Annotated in this window: 14 protein-coding genes; 4 read left to right on the forward strand and 10 right to left on the reverse strand. The window is 72.0% G+C overall.

Annotated features, from left to right (window positions below; translation table 11 throughout):
• Positions 1 to 15: 15 nt before the first annotated feature.
• Positions 16 to 636, reverse strand: coding sequence for a TetR/AcrR family transcriptional regulator (locus ACFWYW_RS37725; protein WP_379623759.1), 621 nt, complete (start codon positions 634 to 636; stop codon positions 16 to 18).
• A gap of 73 nt (positions 637 to 709) precedes the next feature.
• On the opposite strand from ACFWYW_RS37725, the gene ACFWYW_RS37730 reads away from it, so the two are divergent.
• Complete coding sequence (locus tag ACFWYW_RS37730) at positions 710 to 2539, forward strand: amidohydrolase (protein ID WP_379623757.1); 1830 nt, start codon at positions 710 to 712, stop codon at positions 2537 to 2539.
• Here the strand turns inward: ACFWYW_RS37730 and ACFWYW_RS37735 are convergent.
• Together ACFWYW_RS37735 and ACFWYW_RS37740 are read right to left on the reverse strand one after the other, a co-directional pair.
• On the reverse strand, positions 2532 to 3233 hold the full coding sequence (locus tag ACFWYW_RS37735) for a DJ-1/PfpI family protein (protein WP_379623755.1): 702 nt from the start codon (positions 3231 to 3233) through the stop codon (positions 2532 to 2534). The genes ACFWYW_RS37730 and ACFWYW_RS37735 overlap by 8 nt on opposite strands.
• Positions 3234 to 3304: 71 nt before the next feature.
• Positions 3305 to 6979, reverse strand: a complete 3675-nt coding sequence (locus ACFWYW_RS37740; protein WP_379623753.1) for a hypothetical protein — start codon at positions 6977 to 6979, stop codon at positions 3305 to 3307.
• A gap of 261 nt (positions 6980 to 7240) precedes the next feature.
• Between ACFWYW_RS37740 and ACFWYW_RS37745 the strand changes: the two genes are divergently transcribed.
• Complete coding sequence (locus ACFWYW_RS37745) at positions 7241 to 8113, forward strand: diacylglycerol/lipid kinase family protein (protein WP_379623751.1); 873 nt, start codon at positions 7241 to 7243, stop codon at positions 8111 to 8113.
• Positions 8114 to 8274: 161 nt separating this feature from the next.
• On the opposite strand, the gene ACFWYW_RS37750 is transcribed toward ACFWYW_RS37745, so the two are convergent.
• From ACFWYW_RS37750 to ACFWYW_RS37780, 7 genes are all read right to left on the reverse strand, one after another.
• On the reverse strand, positions 8275 to 9018 hold the full coding sequence (locus ACFWYW_RS37750; protein ID WP_379623749.1) for an ABC transporter permease subunit: 744 nt from the start codon (positions 9016 to 9018) through the stop codon (positions 8275 to 8277).
• Between the two features lie 101 nt (positions 9019 to 9119).
• Positions 9120 to 9890: a glucose 1-dehydrogenase gene (locus tag ACFWYW_RS37755; RefSeq protein ID WP_379624836.1), complete on the reverse strand. Its 771-nt coding sequence runs from the start codon at positions 9888 to 9890 to the stop codon at positions 9120 to 9122.
• 70 nt (positions 9891 to 9960) lie between these two features.
• Positions 9961 to 10821 (reverse strand): helix-turn-helix transcriptional regulator, encoded by an 861-nt coding sequence (locus tag ACFWYW_RS37760; protein WP_379624834.1) that lies wholly within the window; start codon positions 10819 to 10821, stop codon positions 9961 to 9963.
• A 38-nt stretch (positions 10822 to 10859) separates the two neighbouring features.
• A complete protein-coding gene (locus ACFWYW_RS37765) occupies positions 10860 to 12470 on the reverse strand; it encodes an ABC-F family ATP-binding cassette domain-containing protein (protein WP_379624832.1) in 1611 nt (536 codons plus the stop codon).
• 205 nt (positions 12471 to 12675) lie between these two features.
• A complete protein-coding gene (locus ACFWYW_RS37770; protein WP_379624830.1) occupies positions 12676 to 13122 on the reverse strand; it encodes a hypothetical protein in 447 nt (148 codons plus the stop codon).
• A 66-nt stretch (positions 13123 to 13188) separates the two neighbouring features.
• The gene (locus ACFWYW_RS37775; RefSeq protein ID WP_379624828.1) at positions 13189 to 14682 is read right to left on the reverse strand and encodes a sugar ABC transporter ATP-binding protein; all 1494 of its coding nucleotides are present in this window, start codon (positions 14680 to 14682) and stop codon (positions 13189 to 13191) included.
• 65 nt (positions 14683 to 14747) lie between these two features.
• Complete coding sequence (locus ACFWYW_RS37780; RefSeq protein WP_379624826.1) at positions 14748 to 15548, reverse strand: DeoR/GlpR family DNA-binding transcription regulator; 801 nt, start codon at positions 15546 to 15548, stop codon at positions 14748 to 14750.
• A gap of 144 nt (positions 15549 to 15692) precedes the next feature.
• On the opposite strand from ACFWYW_RS37780, the gene ACFWYW_RS37785 reads away from it, so the two are divergent.
• Positions 15693 to 18212 (forward strand): PA14 domain-containing protein, encoded by a 2520-nt coding sequence (locus ACFWYW_RS37785; RefSeq protein ID WP_379624824.1) that lies wholly within the window; start codon positions 15693 to 15695, stop codon positions 18210 to 18212.
• 13 nt (positions 18213 to 18225) lie between these two features.
• Complete coding sequence (locus tag ACFWYW_RS37790) at positions 18226 to 19287, forward strand: ABC transporter substrate-binding protein (protein WP_379624822.1); 1062 nt, start codon at positions 18226 to 18228, stop codon at positions 19285 to 19287.

Below are 19287 nucleotides of genomic sequence, written 5' to 3' on the forward strand. Positions count from 1 at the left end.
GGGGTCCGGGGCCGGTTACCGGGGGTCGAGGTTGCCGAGTTTGTCGGCGGCCTCCGCCAGCGCCGCCCGTACGGCCTGCGCCTTGCCCAGCCGGCCGATCAGGACGTGCACGGCCAGCCCGTCGAGCAGCGCGTTGAACGCGGGCAGGAACTCCTCCGCACGCACCGCGCGGAAGGTGCCGTCGGCCACCCCGTCGGCGATGATCGCGGTCAGGTCGCGGGTCCACCCGCTGTCGATCGCGTCGGCCGTCCTGCTCATCTCGCTGGCCGAGGTCGAGCGCAGCCACGCCTCCAGCCACAACTTCCAGGAGGCGTCGTGGCGGCCCTCGGGCAGGTAGAGCCGGATGTAGGCGGCCAGCCGCGCGGCCGGGGCGGTGACGGCGGCCAGTTCGCTCGCCCGCCGCTCGGCGAGGTCGCGCTCGCTCCACCGGAACGTCTCGGCCAGAATCTGGTCGCGTGACTGGAAGTAGTACAGGACCCGCGCCGGGCTCATCCCGGCGCGCTCGGCGATCTGCTGGACCTGGATCTCACTGACCGGCTGCTCGGCGATGACCTCCAGCGCCGCTTCGAGGACGCGCCTGCGGGCCAGCCTGCCGCGCTCCTGAGTTCTGCCCCTCGGTTCGGTCAGTTCTGACATGAGGTCGATCCTCCCCCTTGACGCGCAGCCGTACCAACTTAAATTTGATTCAAGTTTAGGATCGGAGGAGTCCATGAGGCGGTTACTGGCAGCGCTGCTTCCGCTGGCCGCCGGCGCGGTGGTTCCCGCGCAGGCGGGCGCGGACACGGTGCTGAGGCACGGGTTCGTCTACACGGTCGACGCTCGCGACAGCGTGGCCCAGGCGGTGGCGATCGACAACGGGAAGATCATCTATGTCGGCGGCGACGCGGGCGCGCGACGTCACATCGGCACCAAGACCAAGGTCATCGACCTCAAGGGCCGCATGGTGATGCCCGGCCTGCACGAGGGACACATCCACGACATCACCCGCGAGGACCGCAAGACCTGCGACCTCAAGGCGGAGCCGCTCACGGTCGCGCAGTTCCGCGGCCGGGTCAAGGCCTGCCTGGCCGATCCGGAACTGGGCGCGGAGCCGGACGACTTCCTGAACGTGACGAACCTCTACATGCAGTTCCTGCGCCCCGCCGGGACCACCCCGCACAAGCGGATGCTCGACGGGCTCGGCACCACCCGCCCGATCATCGTCTCCGCCGCGGTCACCGGCCACACCACACTGGTCAACCAGAAGGCCCTCGACCTGGCCGGAATCACGAAGAACACCCCCGACCCCGACGCCGGCCGGATCAACCACGACAAGAACGGCGAGCCGAACGGCCTGCTCGAAGACGCCGCCGCCCGCCTGGTCACCAAGCTCATCCCGCCCCCGCCTCCCCTGTCCCCCGAGCGCGCCGCCGAACTGGCCGGCCTGCGGATGCGCGACTTCAGCCAGGAGGGCATCACCAGCTTCTTCGTGCCCGGCAGCGACGCCGCCACGGTCACGACCTTCCAGAACCTGCGTACGGCCGGCGGCCTGACCGCCCGCGCCCACTTCGCCATCTCCACCCGCATCGGCGACCTGCGTGAACCCAAGAAGCTGTACGCCGCCCTCGCCAAGATCCGCAAGGAGCTGGAACGCCCCGGCCAGATCCCCCTGCCGGTCCGCGCCTGGCGTCCTGGCAAGCAGGAGGGCCCGCGCCTGGTGGCCGAGCCCGCCGTCTCCGTCGACGGCGTCAAGATCCTCCTCGACGGCATCGTGCAGTACCCGGGCCAGACCGCGGCCCTGCTCAAGCCGTACCTGGACGCCAAGGGCAAGCCGCGCAAGGACAAGTCGGCCCGCGGCGAGCTCTACATCGGCGCCAAGCTCCTCAACCCCGTCGTCGCCGAACTGGAGCGGCTCGGCTACCAGTCCCACATCCACGCCATCGGCGACCGCGCGGTCAGGACCGCCCTCGACGCCTTCGAGGCGGCGCGCAAGGCCAACCCCCGCATCAGGGCCCACCAGACCATCGCGCACGCCGAGGTGGTCGACCCCGCCGACTACCGGCGCTTCGGCACCCTCGACGTGACCGCGTCGATGGGACTGCAGTGGGCCAAACCGGCGCCCGACTCGACCGACGCGGTCAAGCCGTACCTGGGCGCGCGGTTCGACCTGTACGAGCCCACCAAACCGATCACCCGCGCGGGCGGCAAGGTCTCGCTGGGCAGCGACTGCTGCCTGGACCCGTTCGACCAGTGGTTCGGGCTGGAGGCCTCGATCCTGCGTGAGGCCGACTGGGGCAAGGACTTCCCGCAGTACGCCGGGAAGGTCAACGCCCTGCCGGGACTGTCCAGACGCGAGGCGATCAGGGCCGTCACGATCAACGGCGCCTACCAGATGCACCAGGACGAGGTCACCGGCTCGCTGGAGACCGGCAAGCTCGCCGACCTCATCGTCCTGAACCAGAACATCACCAAGGTCGCGCCGGACGACATCTCCCGGACCGACGTCCTGCTGACCATGGTGGGCGGAAAGGTGGTCTGGGCCGCGAAGCCGTTCAGCTGACGGTCTTCAGCCGGGCGCTGAGACGGCCGGCGAGGGGGTGGTCGCCGAGGCCCTCCCGCACCCACTGCTCGGTGACGGCGGTGTACAGCTCCTTCGGCGCCCGCTCCCAGTCCGGCCTGCCGTGCGGCGGACGCGGATCGTACTCCAGCGCGTACTGCACGGCCCGCGCGACGTCGAGGCCGGCCAGTTCGGCGGTCAGGTGCAGGGCCATGTCGATCCCGGCCGAGACGCCCGCGGCGGTCAGCACCGGGCCGTCGGCCACCCAGCGCTCACGGACCGGGATCGCCCCGAACTCGGGCAGGACGTCGAGCATCGACCAGTGCGAGGTGGCGCGGCGGCCGTCGAGCAGCCCCGCCGCGCCCAGGATCAGCGAGCCGGTGCACACCGAGGTCGTCAGCCCGGTGGCGCCGCGCACGTAGGCGAGCAGGGTCTCGTCGGCCATCGCGCGCAGGGTCGGCGCGCCGCCGCCGGGGACCACGATCACGTCGGGGCCGGGCACCTCCTCGAAGGTGTGGCCCGCGCGCACCAGCAAGGGCGTGTCGGTCTCCCAGGTCTCCAGCCGTTCCCCGGCCACGACGACCCGGAACTCCGGGCGCATCGCCGCGAGAGTGGACAGCACCTGCAGCGGGCCGACCAGGTCCAGGATGGTACATCCGGGGTAGAGCACGAACGCGATGGTCTTCTCGGTTGCCATGCCCCCATCCTGACCTCCCGGGGCCGGGCGCGGCCGGCGCGTGTCCGCAATCTTGGGAAAACTGGCGGCGATCATGGGCAGGTCCGGCGGAAAGGCAGGCCGGGAAACGCCTGGCTCCAGTCGGCCGGGTTGAGCGCGGGCCTGGCCCGCGCGCAGACGCGGGCCGCCGCCGTCGCGGGGTCGACCGGCCACAGCCGCACGGTGTGGTCCTCGCTCGCGCTGGCCACGTACTGGCCGTCGGGGCTGAAGGCCACCGCGTAGACACGGTCGGTGTGCCCGGTGAGCGTGCCCGCGGGGCGCGGGCGCCGGGGGTCGCGCACGTCCCACAGGCCGACGGTGCGATCGAGCGAGGCGGTGGCGAGCGTGCGGCCGTCGGGCGAGAAGGCGATGCCCTGCAGGGCGTCGGTATGACCGACGAGCTGCGACAACGGGCGAATCCCCGCGCGATCGGCCACGTCCCACAGGCGGGCGGTGCGATCCAGGGAGGCGGTGGCCAGCATCCGGCCGTCGGGCGAGAAGGCGATCGCCTGCATGGTCTCCGGCTGCTGGGGGCTGGTGGCCAGCCGTACCGGCCGCTGGGGGTCGCTCACGTCCCACAGGACGATCACGACGCCGTTCAGCGTCGCCAGCAGATGGCCGTCGGGGCTGAAGGCCAGACCCGTCCCGCCGTTGCCGCCCTCGCGCACCGAGCCCGCCGCGCGCGGGCGCGCCGGCTCGGTCAGATCCCACAGCCGTACGACGGGGTCGCCCGCACCCGCGCTGGCCAGCAGGTCGCCGCGGGGGGCGAAGGCCACCACGCGCACACCCCCATCGTGGGCGGCGCCGATCACCGCCGACGGCGACGGCCGGCCCCGATCGGTGACCCGCCACAGCCGCACGGCCCCGTCGACACCGCCGGTCGCGGCCAGCGCGCCGGACGGGTGGAAGGTGACCGACTCGACCTGGCCGGTGTGGCCGCGCAGCCGCGGCAGCGGGGCGGGCCGGTAGGGGTCGGCGACGTCCCACAACCCCGCGGTGAAGTCCTCGCTGCCGCTCAGCAGGGTGCGGCCGTCGGGACTGAAGGCCACCGCCGACAGCGCCGCCGGGTTGCCGCCCAGGACGGGGCCGGGCAGGCGGGTCAGCAGCGTGGTGCCGTCGAAGGCGGCCGAGGCGAGCATGCCGCCGCCGGGCCGGTAGGCCAGCGCCCAGACGACGTCGGTGTGCGCGGTCAGCACCGTGGCGGGGGCGCGCGGCTCGGCGACGTTCCACAGGCGGATCGTGTGGTCCCAGCCGCCGCTGGCGAGCTGACGCCCGTCCGGGCTGAACGCGAGCGCCTGCAACGGCCCGCTGTGCCCGCTCAGCACGACGGGCCGGCTCGGCTCGGCCACCTCCCACAGGCGGACCCGGTGGTCCCAGCCCGCCGTCGCCAGCAGGCGCCCGTCCGGGCTGAACGCGACGGCGGTGACCTTCTCCCCGTAGCCGCTCAGGCGGCGCAGCAGGCGCGGGCGGCGCGGGTCGGCGACGTCCCAGAGGGCGGCGTTGCCGTCGTCCCCGGCGGTGACGAGCGTGGCGGTCGTGGGGTGGAAGGCGAGGGCGGTCATCGTGGAGCGGTGCGCGGCGCGGGTGGACAGCAGGCGGGGGTCGCTCGCGTTCGCGATGTCCCAGAGCCGCAACCGGCCGTCGCCGCCCGCCGTGGCCAAGATCGTGCCGCCGCCGCCCACCGCGACGGCGTACACGGGCCCGGTGTGGGCGGTGAAGGCGGACAGCGGCTTGGACGGCCCCGCCGCCGCGGCCCACCACACCTGGACGGTGCCGTCGTACAGGCTCGCCACCAGCAGGCGGCCGTCGGGCGTGAAGCGCAGCGACTCGATGTCGTCGCTCACCCCCGTCAGCTCGGCGAGCTTGTCCGGCGGGCCGTCGTCGTGGACGCGCCAGAGCCGGATCGTACGGTCGTCGCCGCCGCCCGCCAGGACCCTGCCGTCCGGGCTGAAGGCCAGCGTGTTCATCTCGTGCGGAAGGCGATCGCCGAGCGGAGTGGTGAACGCGCTCAGCAGGCTGCCGCGCGCCTCCAGCGTCGGGGTGAGCCGGAAGGCGGCGAGGCTGAGCTGGGCGGCCAGCGGCGCGTTGGCCGTACGCAACTGGATGGCGCGCTCGGCCACACGCTGGGACAGGGCCGTGTTGCGCTGGCCGGTGGCGGCCTCCTGCTGGCTGCGCGCGTACCCGGTGGCGGCCCCGGCGATCACCACCATGGCGGTTAAAACGGCGATGAGCGAGCGGGCGGCGAGCACGCGGCGGCGGGCCTGGCGCTCCTCGCGCTCACGCGCGGCCAGGCTGGCCGCCAGGAACTCCTCCTCCGGCGGGCTCAGCGCGGGCGCCTGGCGCTCGGCCCACTCGCGCGCCACGTCCAGCCGGACGCCCCGGTAGAGCGCGCCGGGGTCGCGGCCCAGCGACTGCCAGGTCTCGGCCGCCTCGCTCAGCCGCTGGTGGGTGCGCAGGCCCTCGCGGTCGGCGGCCAGCCAGTCGCGCAGGCGCGGCCAGGAGCGCAGCAGCGCCTCGTGCCCGATCTCGACGCTGTCGTGGTCGAGCACCAGCAGGCGGGCGGCGACCAGCTGCTCCAGCACCTCGGCCGTGGCCGCGTCCTCGCCGAGGCGCCGCCGCCGCACCCGGCGTTTGGTGTCCTGGGCGCCCTCGCCGAGCACCGTCAGGCGCAGGAACAGCCGGCGGGCCAGCCGGCGCCGGTCGGGCGGAAGCTGGGTGTAGACACGCTCGGCGCTCTGGGCGATCGCGCCGTCGATGCCACCGGCGGCCTCGTAGGCGGCCAGGGTGAGCGTGAGCCCTCTGCGCCGGCGCCAGGTCTCCAGCAGCACGTGGGAGACGAGGGGCAGCACGCCGTTCTGGCCGGCGGCGTCGGCGACGATCCGGGCGGCCAGCGCCCCCTCGACCAGGCAGCCGGCGTCGGCGGCCGGCCGTACGACGGCCTGGCGCAGTTCTTCCACGAGCATCGGCCCGATCGGGACGTGCGCGCGGCGCAGCACCTCCAGCAGCCGGGGCTCGGCCAGGCAGTGACCGTAGAAGTCGGCGCGCACGCCGATCACCACCCGATGCCCGTCGGCGGCGCCGACCAGCAGGTCGATGAAGCGCGCCCGCTCGCCGGGATCGCGGCAGAGCGTGAAGACCTCCTCGAACTGGTCCACGATGATCAGCGTCTCGCCGTCGCCCGGCGGCGCCCAGTCGCGCGCCGGGTGCGCGCCCGGCGTCAGGACGACCACCGGCCACGGCCGCGCCCCGGCCTGCACGCGCGCCTGCAGCCCGGCACGCAGCACCGACGACTTGCCCGACCCCGACGCGCCCAGCAGCGCCACGAACCGCTGCTCGCCGATCCGCTCCAGCAGCTCCTCCACGAGCGCCTCACGGCCGTAGAAACGCTGCGCGTCCGCGGCCCTGAAGGGCGCCAGTCCCAGGTACGGCGCCGCCTCGTCGATGACCGGCTCCGGCTCGTCGTTCTCCCGGCCGCGCAACTCCCGCCAGCGGCGCTCCCACTCCTGCGGCTCGCCACCGCACGCGCGCACGTAGGCCAGCGTGACCGCGAGCGTCGGCAGCCGCCGGCCCGACGCTGCCTCCGACAGCGTGGCCGCGGCGTAGTGCGCGCGGCGGGCCATCTGCCGGTAGGTCAGGTCGCCCGCCTTGGCGCGCAACAGCCGCAGGTCCGCGGCGAAGCGCAGGACCTCCGGATCGTCTCCCTCCAACGGACGCTCAGGCCGCGGCACCGCGCCTCCCCCCGGATCGGCTTTCCTTTACTCAAACCGAAGTCCGGAGGTTGATCAACCCTGGAAGATTGTTCGCCGCATTCGTCCCTCATAACGGGCCAGGAGCCCCACGAGCTGCGGACTTACTTGCGGGAAACGATAGAAGCCCGGCTCCGGAAATTGTTATCTGCTGTTTCTTGCATTTGTCCTACGACAGGTGTCAAGGACCATCCGCCTCGCGACGCGAGGATTCACCGGCCCGCCACCGGGCAGCCGACCATCATGCGAAAGGTCGCGGTCATCGCCCACCGCAAGAAGACCCTCGGCGGAGGCCTGGACGAGCTCCGCCGCCGGATCACCGACCGGGACATCGGCGGACTGCTCTGGTACGAGGTGCCCAAAAGCAAGAAGGCGCCCAAACAGGCGCGCAAAGCCCTGAAAGCGGGAGCCGAGCTGATCTTCGTCTGGGGCGGCGACGGCACCGTGCAACGCTGCGTCGACGCCCTCGCCGGAACCGGCGCCGTCCTGGCCGTCGTGCCCGCCGGCACCGCCAACCTCCTCGCCCGCAACCTCGACATCCCCGAAGACCTCGAAGAAGCCGTCCGGATCGGCTTCGAAGGCCGCCGCAAACCCCTCGACCTGGGACGGATCAACGGCGAGCACTTCGCCATCATGGCCGGCGTCGGCTTCGACGCCGACATGGCCGCCGACGTCGACGGCGGGCTGAAACGACGGCTGGGCCGCCTCGCCTACGTCTGGACCGGCCTGCGGCACGCCGGCGACACCACCACCCCCACCCGCGTCACGATCGACGGCGTCAAGTGGTTCTCCGGCGAGGCCGGATGCGTGCTCCTGGGCAACGTGGGCACGATCACCGGCGGCATCGAGGCCTTCGACGACGCCCGGCCCGACGACGGCTGGCTGGAGGTGGGCGTCGCCACGGCCAAGAGCAGGCTGGAGTGGGGACGGCTGCTCGGGCAGATGGCCACCGGGCGCTCCGACGAGTCGCCGTTCGTCCGCATCACCCGGGCCAGGAAGGTCACGATACGGCTGGCCGTACCGCGGACCTATGAGCTGGACGGCGGCGCCCGCGACCGCGCGACCAAGCTCAAGGCGGACATCCTGCCCGGCGGCATCACCGTCTGCGTCCCCTGACCCCGCGCGGGGCCCCCGACCCGCGCGGAGGTTCGGCGCGGGCCGAGTCCTCGCACAGCTCGCCCGCGCGGGTTCGGCGCTGGCAGGGTCCTCGCGCCGCTCGCACGCGAAGACGCGGGCGCGCACGCGGCGCCCGCGTCGTCAGGCGTCGCGGCACTTCGTCAGGCGTCACGGCGCTTCATCAGGACGGCGCCCGCGACCACCGCGACCGCCACCCAGACGAGGTAGACCGCGAACCCGCTCCACGGCCCCAGCGACCCGTTGCTCTGGCCGCTGACGACCAGCAGACCGGCGTTCGTGGTGAAGTACTCGGACACGGTCCTGCCCCACTCCCCCGGCAACTGGACCGTCAGCGTGGGCAGCACCATGATCAGCGCGATCGCCGACACGATCGCGCCGGGCGTGTGCCGGATCAGCGAGCCGAGACCCAGCCCGAACAGCCCGCAGGCGGTCAGGTAGAGACCGGCCCCGAGCGCCGCCCGCACGATCTCACCCGCCGACAGTCCCGGCGGCTGAGCGATCACCACGCCGACGGCGATCGCCCCGGCCGCCGCCACCGTGCAGACGACCAGCGCGACCGCCGAGAACGCCACGAGCTTGCCGGTCAGCAGCATGAGCCGCTGGGGCACCGCCATGAGGGAGGTGCGGATGCTCCCGGTGCGGTACTCGCCGGAGATCACCAGGACACCCAGCGTGGCCATGGCCAGCGAGGCGAACATCACGCCGGTCAGGCTCGCCGAGAGCACCTGCTCCCCCGGGACCGGCCGCCCCTTCGCCATGTTCTCGGCCGTGAGGTTGATGAGTGCGGAGAAACCCAGCATCAGCGCGCCCGTGACGCCCAGCGTCCACATCGTCGAACGCACCGAACGAATCTTGGTCCATTCGGACCGGAGTATGTCGATCACGATTCAAGGATCCCGGCGCGGGCCGCGATTCTCGTCCTGCCTGGGCAGGGTTACGCGGCCCGCGACCTGGGAGCCTGCTCCTAGCCCCCTGGTCTGATCGGCTACAGCATCTCCCCCGGGATGGCCGCGACCAGCCCGCCGTCGATGATCAGATCCTGGCCGTTGACGTAGGACGCCTCGCCGGAGGCCAGGAACGCCACCGCGCCCGCCACGTCGTCGGCGGTGCCGAACCGGCCCGCCACCACCTCGGCCACCACCGTGCCCTGGGCCTCGGCCGAGACGTTGTCGTGGAACATCGGCGTCTCGATGTAGCCGGGGCTCACGGAGTTGACCCGGATCCGCCTGGGCCCGAGCTCGGCCGCCAGCGTGTGCGCCAGGTTGTGCACCGCCGCCTTCGTCGAGGAGTACAGGGAACCGCCGGGCAGGCCGCGGTGCAGCGTCCACGACGCGTTGATCACGATCGCCCCGTGGTCGGCCAGCAACGGCAGCGCCTTCTGCAGGGTGAAGAACACGCCCTTGTAGTTGATGTCCACGACCCGGTCGAACTCGGCCTCGGTGACCTCGGCGGCCGGATCGAACGAGGCCACGCCCGCGTTGGCGAAGACCACGTCCAGCCTGCCGAACCGGTCCCGGATCCGATCCATCAGCGCGTCCAGGTCGGCCAGGCTCGCCGCGTCGCCGCGTACCGCGAGCACGTGGTCCCCGCCACCCAGTTCCTCCACGGCGGCGTCCAGCCGTACCTTGTCGCGGCCGGTGATGACCACCCGCGCGCCCTCGGCGAGCAACCTCCGCGCGGCGGCCAGTCCCATGCCGCTCGTGCCGCCGGTGATGAGTGCGATCTTGTCCTGAAAACGGGAAATGGTGTGCGTCATGGCACTCAGCGTGCCGACCGGCGCGCGAGGTGAACAGTGTCCCGCTATCCGGGGTCCGTCACCACCACCCTCACGCCGGGGCGGCCAGCCTGAGCAGCGGGAGCCGGGCCAGGCGCTCGGCCGTGCCGGTGCCGGGGCGGGGGTTGAACAGCTCCAGGTACCAGTCGGGATGGTCGACGACGGCCAGGGGCGTCGTGTCGAAGAACAGCTCGCCGGCCTCGGGATGGCGCACCGCCTTGACCGTCTGGACCTGGTCGCTGACGTCGTGGCGGGCCCACAGCTCGGCGAACTCCTCGCTCACGACGCTCAGCTCGTCCACCACGCGGGCGAACCCCGGGTCGCCGGGATCGTGGGCGACGCAGGCCCGGTAGGCGGCCACCACGGACGGGGCCGCCGACTCCCACTCGACCTGCATCGCGCGGTAGCGGGGGCTGGTGAAGAACGTCACCAGGCAGTTGCGGTCGGCGTCGGCGTACCCGAACAGCTCCCGCGCCGCGTCGTTGACGAGCAGCAGGTTCCAGTATCGGTCGCGCAGCATGGCCGGGCGCGGCATCCACGCGTCGAGCAGGTGCCGCAGTTCCGGCGTGACCGCGGTGTCGCGGGTCGCGCCGGCCCGCGGCGGGTTGAGCCCGGCCAGCAGGTAGAGGTGCGCGCGTTCCGGCTCGCTCAGGCGCAGCGCCCTGCCGATCGCGTCGAGCACCTCGCCCGAGACGTTGATGTCGCGCCCCTGCTCAAGCCAGGTGTACCAGGACACACCGACCCCGGCCAGCACGGCGACCTCCTCGCGGCGCAGCCCCGGAGTGCGCCGCCGGCCGGCGCCCTCGCCCGCCATGCCGACGTCGCCGGGCGTGAGCCGCGCCCGGCGCGAGCGCAGGAAGGCGCGGAGCTGCTCGCGGCGCTGCCGCGTCGCGGCTGGGGTTTCTGTGGCCATATGTCATGGTATCCAGCACGCGCCCTTTACAATGTAGATCAGCCGGTTTCGAGCAGCCGCCCGCCCGACAGCTCCAGCCGCCGTTCCACCTTGATCTCCGCGAGGAACCGTTCGTCGTGGCTGACCACCACGAACGCCCCCTCGTACGCCGCCAGCGCGCTCTCCAGCTGCCCCACGCTGACCAGGTCGAGGTTGTTGGTCGGCTCGTCCAGCAGGAGCAGCTGGGGCGCCGGTTCCGCGCACAGCACGCAGGCCAGCGTGGCGCGCAGCCGTTCGCCGCCCGAGAGCACGCCGACGGGCAGATGGGCCCGCGAGCCGCGGAACAGGAAGCGGGCCAGCAGGTTCATGCGCTCGGCCGCCGGCATGGCCGGGGCGAAGGCGGCCAGGTTCTCCGCGACCGTGCGCTCCACGTCGAGCAGGTCCAGGCGCTGCGACAGGTAGGCCACCCGGCCCTCGGCGCGCCTGGCGAGGCCGCCGCCCGGCTCCAGGTCGCCGCTGATCATGCGCAGCAGCGTCGACTTGCCTGCGCCGTTCGGGCCGGTCAGCGCGATCCGCTCGGGCCCGCGGACCGTCAGGTCCACGCCGGGCTCGGCGAACAGCTCGCGGGCGCGCAGCCGTTCGCCCAGGAAGACGGTACGGCCGGCGGGCACGCTCGTCCCCGGCAGGTGCAGCACGATCTTCTGGTCGTCGCGCAGGGCGCGTCCCGCCTCGTCGAGCCGGGCCTGGGCGTCGCCGACCCGGGAGGCGTGCATCTGGCCGGCGCGTCCGGCCGACTCCTGCGCGCCGCGCTTCATGTTCCCGGCGAAGATGCGCGGCAGGCCGGCGCTCTTGAGGTTGCGGGCGGCGTTGCCCGCCCTGCGCTCGGCCCGCTCGCGAGCCTGCTGCATCTCCCGCTTCTCCCGCTTGAGCTCCTGCTCGGCGCCGCGCACGGCCCGCTCGGCCGCCTCCTGCCCGGTGCGCACCGCCTCCTCGTAGGCCGTGAAGCCGCCGCCGTAGAAGCGGACCTCGCCGCGGTCCAGCTCGGCGATGCGGTCCATGCGGTCGAGCAGGGCGCGGTCGTGGCTGACGACGAGCAGGCAGCCCTTCCAGTCGCCGAGCACGTCGTGGAGCCGGTCGCGGGCGCCGCGGTCGAGGTTGTTCGTCGGCTCGTCGAGCAGCAGGACGTCGGGCCGCCGCAGGAGCTGCGCGGCCAGGCCGAGCGAGACGATCTGGCCGCCGCTCAGCGTGGCCAGCGTCCGCCCGAACGCGAGCTCACCGAGCCCGAGCCGGTCGAGCTGGGCGCGGGTGCGCTCCTCGATGTCCCAGTCGTTGCCGATCGTGGTGAAGTGCTCCTCGCTCGCGTCCCCTGACTCGATGGCGTCCAGCGCGGCGATCACCGGCGCGACGCCCAGGACCTCGGCCACGGTCAGGTCGCCGGCCAGCGGCAGGCTCTGCGGGAGGTAGCCGAGGACGCCCTTGACCGACACGCTGCCGCCGCCGGGCGTGTACTCGCCGGCGATCAGCTTGAGCAGCGTGCTCTTGCCCGCGCCGTTCGGGGCGACGAGCCCGGTACGGCCGCCGCCCACGCTGAAGGACAGGTCACCGAAGACGGGCGTGTCGTCGGGCCAGGAGAAGGACAGGTTGGAACAGACGATGAACGCGTCGGACATGTGCAGACCTCGTACGGAGACGATCCGGGCGTGCCGAAGCCGCCCGGCGAAGGGACAGGGATTCGGGAAACGACGACAGGGCCGCATCGGCGGCGGTCATACGCGCCTGCCGGGGCCGTCGATCTCCGGTATCACCCGGAGATGTCGTCGTCACCTGCCACGTCTGGTCTCCTAGCTTCAGATCAGCTGCGTTTCACACCATATCTCACCAGTGGCCGGTGCATCGGCTGGTGCCCTCCGGCCCGTCGTGCGGGAACCAGCCGCACGCCTGGAACCGCTGCGATCCCTGGCTGCTGGCCGGCCACATCTGCGACCAGGCGTCGTAGCCGTCGATGCCGATGCGCTGCAGGCGGGTGTAGCAGCTCTGGTCGCCCTTGTGCACCATCATGTACACCTCGTCGCCGGCGCGGGTGGAGCCGGTCAGGCGGGCCCAGCCGTACTGCTTGCCGTTGAAGCGCTTGGCGTGCAGTTCGACCGAGCGGCCGTTGAAGGCGACGCGGCGTACCACCGAGCCGCGGGTGTCGCCTGGCCAGGGAAGGGCGTCGCTGCACTGGGTCACGATCATGGGGACGGGGTCGTCGTGGGCGGCCACCGGGGACGGTCCGCTCAGGGCGGCCGCGAGGACATGGGCGAGGATGACGGAGATCGACATGATCAGAGCGATGCCCGGACACGTTGATCATCGTGCACAAGAGCCGTTCAAGAGATCGTCCGGGTTCTAGCCGTCGGCGAGGGCGGCGAGCAGCCGGTCCTCGGTCACCTCCGGTCCGCTGAGCTGGTGGGTGATGGCGCCGTCGCGCAGCACCACCACCGAGTCGCAGTTGTCCACGAGCTCGCCCACGTCCGAGGAGATCAGCAGGATGGCCAGGCCGTCGACGGCGAGCTCGTCCAGAAGGGTCTGGATCTGCCGCTTGCTGGCCTGGTCCACTCCCCTGCTGGGCTCGTCCAGCAGCAGGACCTTGGGCTGCATGGCCAGCCACCGGGCCAGCAGCACCTTCTGCTGGTTGCCGCCGGACAGCTCGCCGGCGAGCTGGCGGGGCGAGGCGGCCTTGATGTCCAGCCGCTTCATGAACGTGGTGACGATCCTGTCGATCCGGGTGTCGGCCACAATGCCGGCGTGGGACAGGCGCGGCAGCGCGGCCAGGGCGATGTTGTCGCGTACGGACAGGTTGGGCACGATGCCCTCGGTGGTGCGGTTCTCCGGCACCAGGCCGACCCCGGCCCTGACGGCGCTGCGGACCGACCACCTCCTGCTGGCCGTCCCCGACACGGTGACCTGGCCGGACTCGACGGGCAGGGCCCCGGCGATCGCCCTGGCGGTCTCGCTGCGCCCGGCGCCGAGCAGCCCGCCGAGTCCGACGACCTCCCCGGGACGTACGGCCAGCGACACTCCGGCCAGCATGTTCGCCCGGGTCAGCCCCTTGGCCTCCAGCACGGGCCGGTCGGCGACCTCGTCCACGGGCCAGCTGTCCAAGGGGGAGGCGTCGCGCGGGTGGAAGGGGCGGCCCATCATGAGCGAGACGAGGCGGACCCGGCCGAGGCCGGCCAGCGGCCCGGTGTGGACGACGCGGCCCTCGCGCAGGACCGTGACGCGGTCGCAGATCTCGTAGAGCTCCTCCAGGCGGTGGGTCACGTAGATCACCGCCCGGCCCTCCTCGCGCAGCCGGGTCACGGCGGCCAGCAGGGTCCTGAGCTCGGCGTGCTCCAGGACGGTCGCGGGCTCGTCCATGATGACCAGCTTGGCGTCCGAGCAGGCTGCCCTGGCCAGGGCGACGAGCTGCTGGGCGCCGGGGGTGAGGGAGTCGAGGGGGCGGCGGGTGCCGGCGCGCAGGCCGTACTGGGACAGGAGCTCTTCCGCGCGGGCGTGCATGGCCGCGAAGTCGATCAGCCCCAGCCGGCCGCGCGGCTCGGCGCCCAGGAAGAGGTTGCGGGCGATGCTCATCGTCGGCACGAGGCCGCTCTCCTGGTGGACCGTGGCGATGCCGGCCTGCCTGGCCTGCGCGGGGCCGGCGAACCTGACCGGCACGCCGTTGAGAAGGACCTGGCCCGCGTCGGGCTGGTACACGCCGGAGATCACCTTGACCAGGGTGGACTTGCCCGCCCCGTTGCCGCCGATGACCGCATGGACGGATCCGGGCCGCACGGCCAGCGTGACGTGGTCGAGCGCCGGGACGCCGTCGAAGGTCTTGAGTACGCCTGCAAGCTGAAGCACGGTTGCCTCCACCCCGATGGTGGCCACAACAAGAAACAATCTCGCAACGAAGATGTCACATTCGGTCAGAGCTGGGCAACGTGCAGCCGCACTCCCTTCGCGGCCAGTTCGTCGAGCACGTCGCGGGGGGCGTCGTCGTCGGTGACCAGATGGGCGATGCGCTCGGCCGGGATCGTCTGGACCATCGTGTCGTGGCCGATCTTGGTGTGGTCGGCCAGGACCACGACCTCCTCGGCCGCCGCGGCCAGCGCGCGATCGACCGCGGCGACCTGGAGGCTGGGCGTGGACAGGCCGCGCTCGGCGGTCAGCCCGTTGCCGGAGACGAACGCGCGGCGCACCCGCAGGCCCGCCAGCGAGCCCTCGGCGGCGGTGCCGACCAGGGCGAGGATCGGGCCGCGCAGCGAGCCGCCGGTGACCACCACCTCGATACGCGGGCAGCCGGCCAGCGCCTGGGCGACGAGCAGGGAGTTGGTGACCACCGTGAGGTCGCTGTGCCTGGCCAGCCGGCGGGCGAACTCCTGGGTGGTGGTGCCGGGGCCGATGACGATGGCGTCGCCGTCCTCCACGAGTGAGACGGCGAGGTCGGCGATGACCGTCTTCTGGGCGGCCGACACTGCGCTCTTCTGCGTGTGGCTGGGCTCGCGGGTGAAGTCGCCGGGCAGGGTGGCACCGCCGTGGTGGCGGTTGAGCAGGCCCTCGGACTCGAGCGCGCGCAGGTCGCGGCGGACGGTCACCTCCGAGGAACGCACCGCCTGGGCGAGCTCGCGAAGGGAGACCGCGCCGTTGGCCCGGACCAGCTCCAGGATCCTCTGGCGGCGCTCGGCTGCGAACACGGGCCTGCCGCTCTCCCTCTGCGTGTCGCTCACGTGGCCCGAGCATAGTCGACCAGAGATGGACTGCCCATCTCTGACCATTTCAGAACGAATCTGATCGAGTTTGCTTGACCCCGGTGTCGGAATGGTGCTTTCTTTGGTCGAGATGGCGCTCGTTTTCGATCGGAAGGCAGCTCCGTGATCACACGCCTCTCCTTAGCACTGGCCGTCCTGCTCAGCGTGATGTGGCCGCTCTCCCCCGCGGCGGCGACGCAGGCGGAGCGGCATGGCCTCAAGGGCGACTACCACCTGAGCACCGGGCCGGGCACGTTCGACTTCGGCGAGCTCAAGGCCGCCGTCGTGGATCCGAACATCGACTTCTCCGACCTCAACCCCGCCCTCGCCGAACTGACCGGCCGCGACGAGAACGTCACCGTACGGTGGACCGGGCGCATAGCGGCGCCCGCGGCGAACACCTACACCTTCTCCATGATCGGCGACAACGGCTTCCGCCTCTGGGTCGACAACAAGCTGATCATCGACAACTGGCGCGACATCTGGGACGTCGAGCAGGTCGGCACCCCGATCGCCCTGGAGGCCGGGCGCACGTACGACATCAAGATCGAGTACTTCGAGCACTTCGGCGGCGCCAACCTGCGGCTGCGCTGGCAGAGCCCGGACCTGGCCAAGACCGTCGTACCCGAGCAGGCGCTCTTCCTGCCCGAGGGCTTCGACCCGCCGGGGCCCGTCCAGGCCGAGGTCGGCACGGCGGGCGACACCGCCACCCTGACCTTCGCCAAGGCGCTCAAGCCCACCACGGCCGCCACCGGATTCAAGATCACCACAGGCGGGTCCGCCTGGCCGATCACCTCCGTCTCCTCCTCCGGCGCCACGCTGACGTTCAAGCTGGGCGCCAAGATCCCGCTCAAGGCCGGCAACGGCGTGCGGGCCGCCTACAACGGCACCGGCGGCGTCGAGTTCGCCGACGGCACCGCGCTGCCCGCCTTCCCCCGCGCCGCGCTGGCCAACCGCTCCGAGTACCAGCTGGCCAGCAAGTTCGCCAAGGACATGAACCCGGCCGGCCCGCTGCCGGAGTACCCGCGGCCGCAGCTCGTCCGCGAGCGCTGGCGCAACCTCAACGGCCCGTGGCAGTTCGCCGCCGCGCAAGCGGGCGAGCAGCCGCCGGTCGGCAAGAACCTGGCCGAGCGGATCACCGTGCCCTTCCCCGTCGAGTCGGCGCTGTCCGGCATCGGCAGGTCCGAGGACCGCATGTGGTACCGCAGGACCTTCGAGGTCCCGAACGGCTGGCGCGGCGAGCGGGTCATCCTCCACCTCGACGCCGTGGACTGGGAGTCCACCGTCTACGTCAACGGCACCCGCCTGGCCACCCACCGCGGCGGCTACGACCGCTTCACCGTCGACGTGACCGACGCGCTCAAGCGCCGGGGCCCCCAGGAACTGATCGTCGGCGTCTACGACCCCACCGACAAGGGCAACCACCCCACCGGCAAGCAACGCCTCACCCCCGGCAGCATCTGGTACACGCCCAGCTCGGGCATCTGGCAGACCGTCTGGATGGAGCCCGCGCCGCGCAACCGGATCCTGTCGGTCGACTCCGTGCCCGACCTCAAGGGCCAGAGGCTGAAGGTGACCGTCAACGCCGGCCTCACCGGCACGCGGGTCGGCCTGGTGGCGCGGGACGGCTCGAAGGTCGTCGGCCGCGTGAGCGGGCGCTCGGGCACCGAGCTGAGCCTGCCGGTCCCCAAGCCCAAGGCGTGGACCCCTGACACCCCCTTCCTGTACGACCTGACCGTCACGACCGGCGACGACAGCGTGCGGTCCTACTTCGGCATGCGGGAGATCTCGATCGGCCAGGTCGCCGGCAAGACCCGGATGCTCCTGAACGGCAAGCCCGTCTTCCAGCTCGGCCCGCTCGACCAGGGCTTCTGGCCCGACGGCCTCTACACCGCCCCCACCGACGCGGCCCTGCGCTACGACCTGGAGGTCACCAAGCAGGCCGGGTTCAACGCGGTGCGCAAGCACGTCAAGGTCGAGTCCGATCGCTGGTACCACCACGCCGACAAGCTCGGCCTGCTGGTCTGGCAGGACATGCCCTCGACCTCGGGAAACACCAACCAGGCCCAGTTCGAGACCGAGTTCCGGCGCATCGTCGACCAGCACCGCTCCAGCCCCTCGATCGTCATGTGGGTGCCGTTCAACGAGAGCTGGGGCCAGTACGAGGTGGCCAGGGTCGCCGACCTGGTCAAGAGCTGGGACCCCTCGCGCCTGGTCGACAACCAGAGCGGCGTCAACTGCTGCGGCGCCCAGGACGGCGGCAACGGCGACGTCATCGACTGGCACATGTACCCGGGCCCCGCGCCGGTCTCGCCGCCGAGCGCGACCAGGGCCTCGGTCCTCGGCGAGTACGGCGGGCTCGGCCTGCTCGTCATCGGCCACACCTGGTCCGGCGGCGGCTGGGGCTACCGCGTCGAACCCGACGCCGAGACCCTCACCACCCGCTACGTCGAGATGGACCAGACGCTGCGGCGGCTGCACGCCTGCGAGGGCCTCAGCGCCGCGATCTACACCCAGACCACGGACGTGGAGGTGGAGCTCAACGGCCTCATGACCTACGACCGGGCGGTCATCAAGCCCGACCTCGCCAGGGTCCGGGCCGCCAACCGGGCGCTCGTCGACGAGATCTCGCCCGCCTGCTAGGAAAGGAACCACCATGTCCCGCACCGCGATCCTGGCGATGGCCGTCCTCGTGACCGTGGCCGGCTGCGCCAAGGGCGAGGCGCCGCAGACGGCGGCCGCGCCGTCCTCCACGGCCGGTCAGCAGGTCGTCAAGACGCCCACCGGCACCGCCGAAGGACCGGCCTGCACGCTGGAGCGCTTCGGCGGCACCGCCTTCGACCTGAAGAGCGCCACGGTCGGCTTCTCCCAGTCGGAGAAGGAGGCCAACCCGTTCCGCATCGCCGAGACCAAGTCGATCAAGGACGAGGCGGCCAAGGTCGGCATCACCAACCTGAAGGTGACCAACGCCCAGTCGCAGTTCTCCAAGCAGATCACCGACGTGGAGCAGCTCATCGCGCAGGGCGCCAAGCTCCTGGTGATCGCGCCCCTGAACTCCGACGGCTGGGAGCCGGTGCTGCAGCAGGCGGCGGCCAAGAAGGTCCCGATCATCACGGTCGACCGGAAGATCAACGCCAAGGCCTGCACCGACTACCTGACCTTCATCGGCTCGGACTTCTACGAGCAGGGCAAGCGGGCCGCCGACAAGATGATCGAGGCGGTCGGCGGCAAGGGCAAGGTGGCGATCCTGCTCGGCGCGCCCGGCAACAACGTCACCACCGAACGCACCAACGGCTTCAAGGACCGGGTCAAGGAGAAGGCCCCCGGCATCACGATCAGCTTCGAGCAGACCGGCGAGTTCGCGCGGGAGAAGGGCCAGCAGGTCACCGAGCAGCTCATCCAGTCCAACCCCGACATCAACGGCATCTACGCGGAGAACGACGAGATGGCGCTCGGCGCCGTGACCGCGCTGAAGGGCGCGGGCAAGCAGCCGGGCGACATCAAGATCGTCTCCATCGACGGGACCAGGAGCGCGGTCCAGGCCATCGTCGACGGCTGGCTGCACTCGGTGATCGAGTCGAACCCCCGCTTCGGCCCGCTCGCCTTCGAAACCGCCGCGAAGTTCCTCGGCGGCGAGGGCATCGCCGAGAAAGTGATCATCTCCGACCGCGAATACGACCAGGCCAACGCCAAGGACTCGCTCGGTGAAGCGTACTGA

Origin of the sequence: Nonomuraea sp. NPDC059023 (assembly GCF_042740095.1) — a bacterium.
Classification (GTDB): domain Bacteria; phylum Actinomycetota; class Actinomycetes; order Streptosporangiales; family Streptosporangiaceae; genus Nonomuraea.

Coding starts and splice junctions, on each gene's coding strand:
- ACFWYW_RS37755 (WP_379624836.1), bottom strand. CDS start 9,890: ATGACGCACACCATTTCCCGTTTTCAGGACAAGATCGCACTCATCACC.
- ACFWYW_RS37790 (WP_379624822.1), top strand. CDS start 18,226: ATGTCCCGCACCGCGATCCTGGCGATGGCCGTCCTCGTGACCGTGGCC.
- ACFWYW_RS37725 (WP_379623759.1), bottom strand. CDS start 636: ATGTCAGAACTGACCGAACCGAGGGGCAGAACTCAGGAGCGCGGCAGG.
- ACFWYW_RS37735 (WP_379623755.1), bottom strand. CDS start 3,233: ATGGCAACCGAGAAGACCATCGCGTTCGTGCTCTACCCCGGATGTACC.
- ACFWYW_RS37745 (WP_379623751.1), top strand. CDS start 7,241: ATGCGAAAGGTCGCGGTCATCGCCCACCGCAAGAAGACCCTCGGCGGA.
- ACFWYW_RS37730 (WP_379623757.1), top strand. CDS start 710: ATGAGGCGGTTACTGGCAGCGCTGCTTCCGCTGGCCGCCGGCGCGGTG.
- ACFWYW_RS37765 (WP_379624832.1), bottom strand. CDS start 12,470: ATGTCCGACGCGTTCATCGTCTGTTCCAACCTGTCCTTCTCCTGGCCC.
- ACFWYW_RS37760 (WP_379624834.1), bottom strand. CDS start 10,821: ATGGCCACAGAAACCCCAGCCGCGACGCGGCAGCGCCGCGAGCAGCTC.
- ACFWYW_RS37770 (WP_379624830.1), bottom strand. CDS start 13,122: ATGTCGATCTCCGTCATCCTCGCCCATGTCCTCGCGGCCGCCCTGAGC.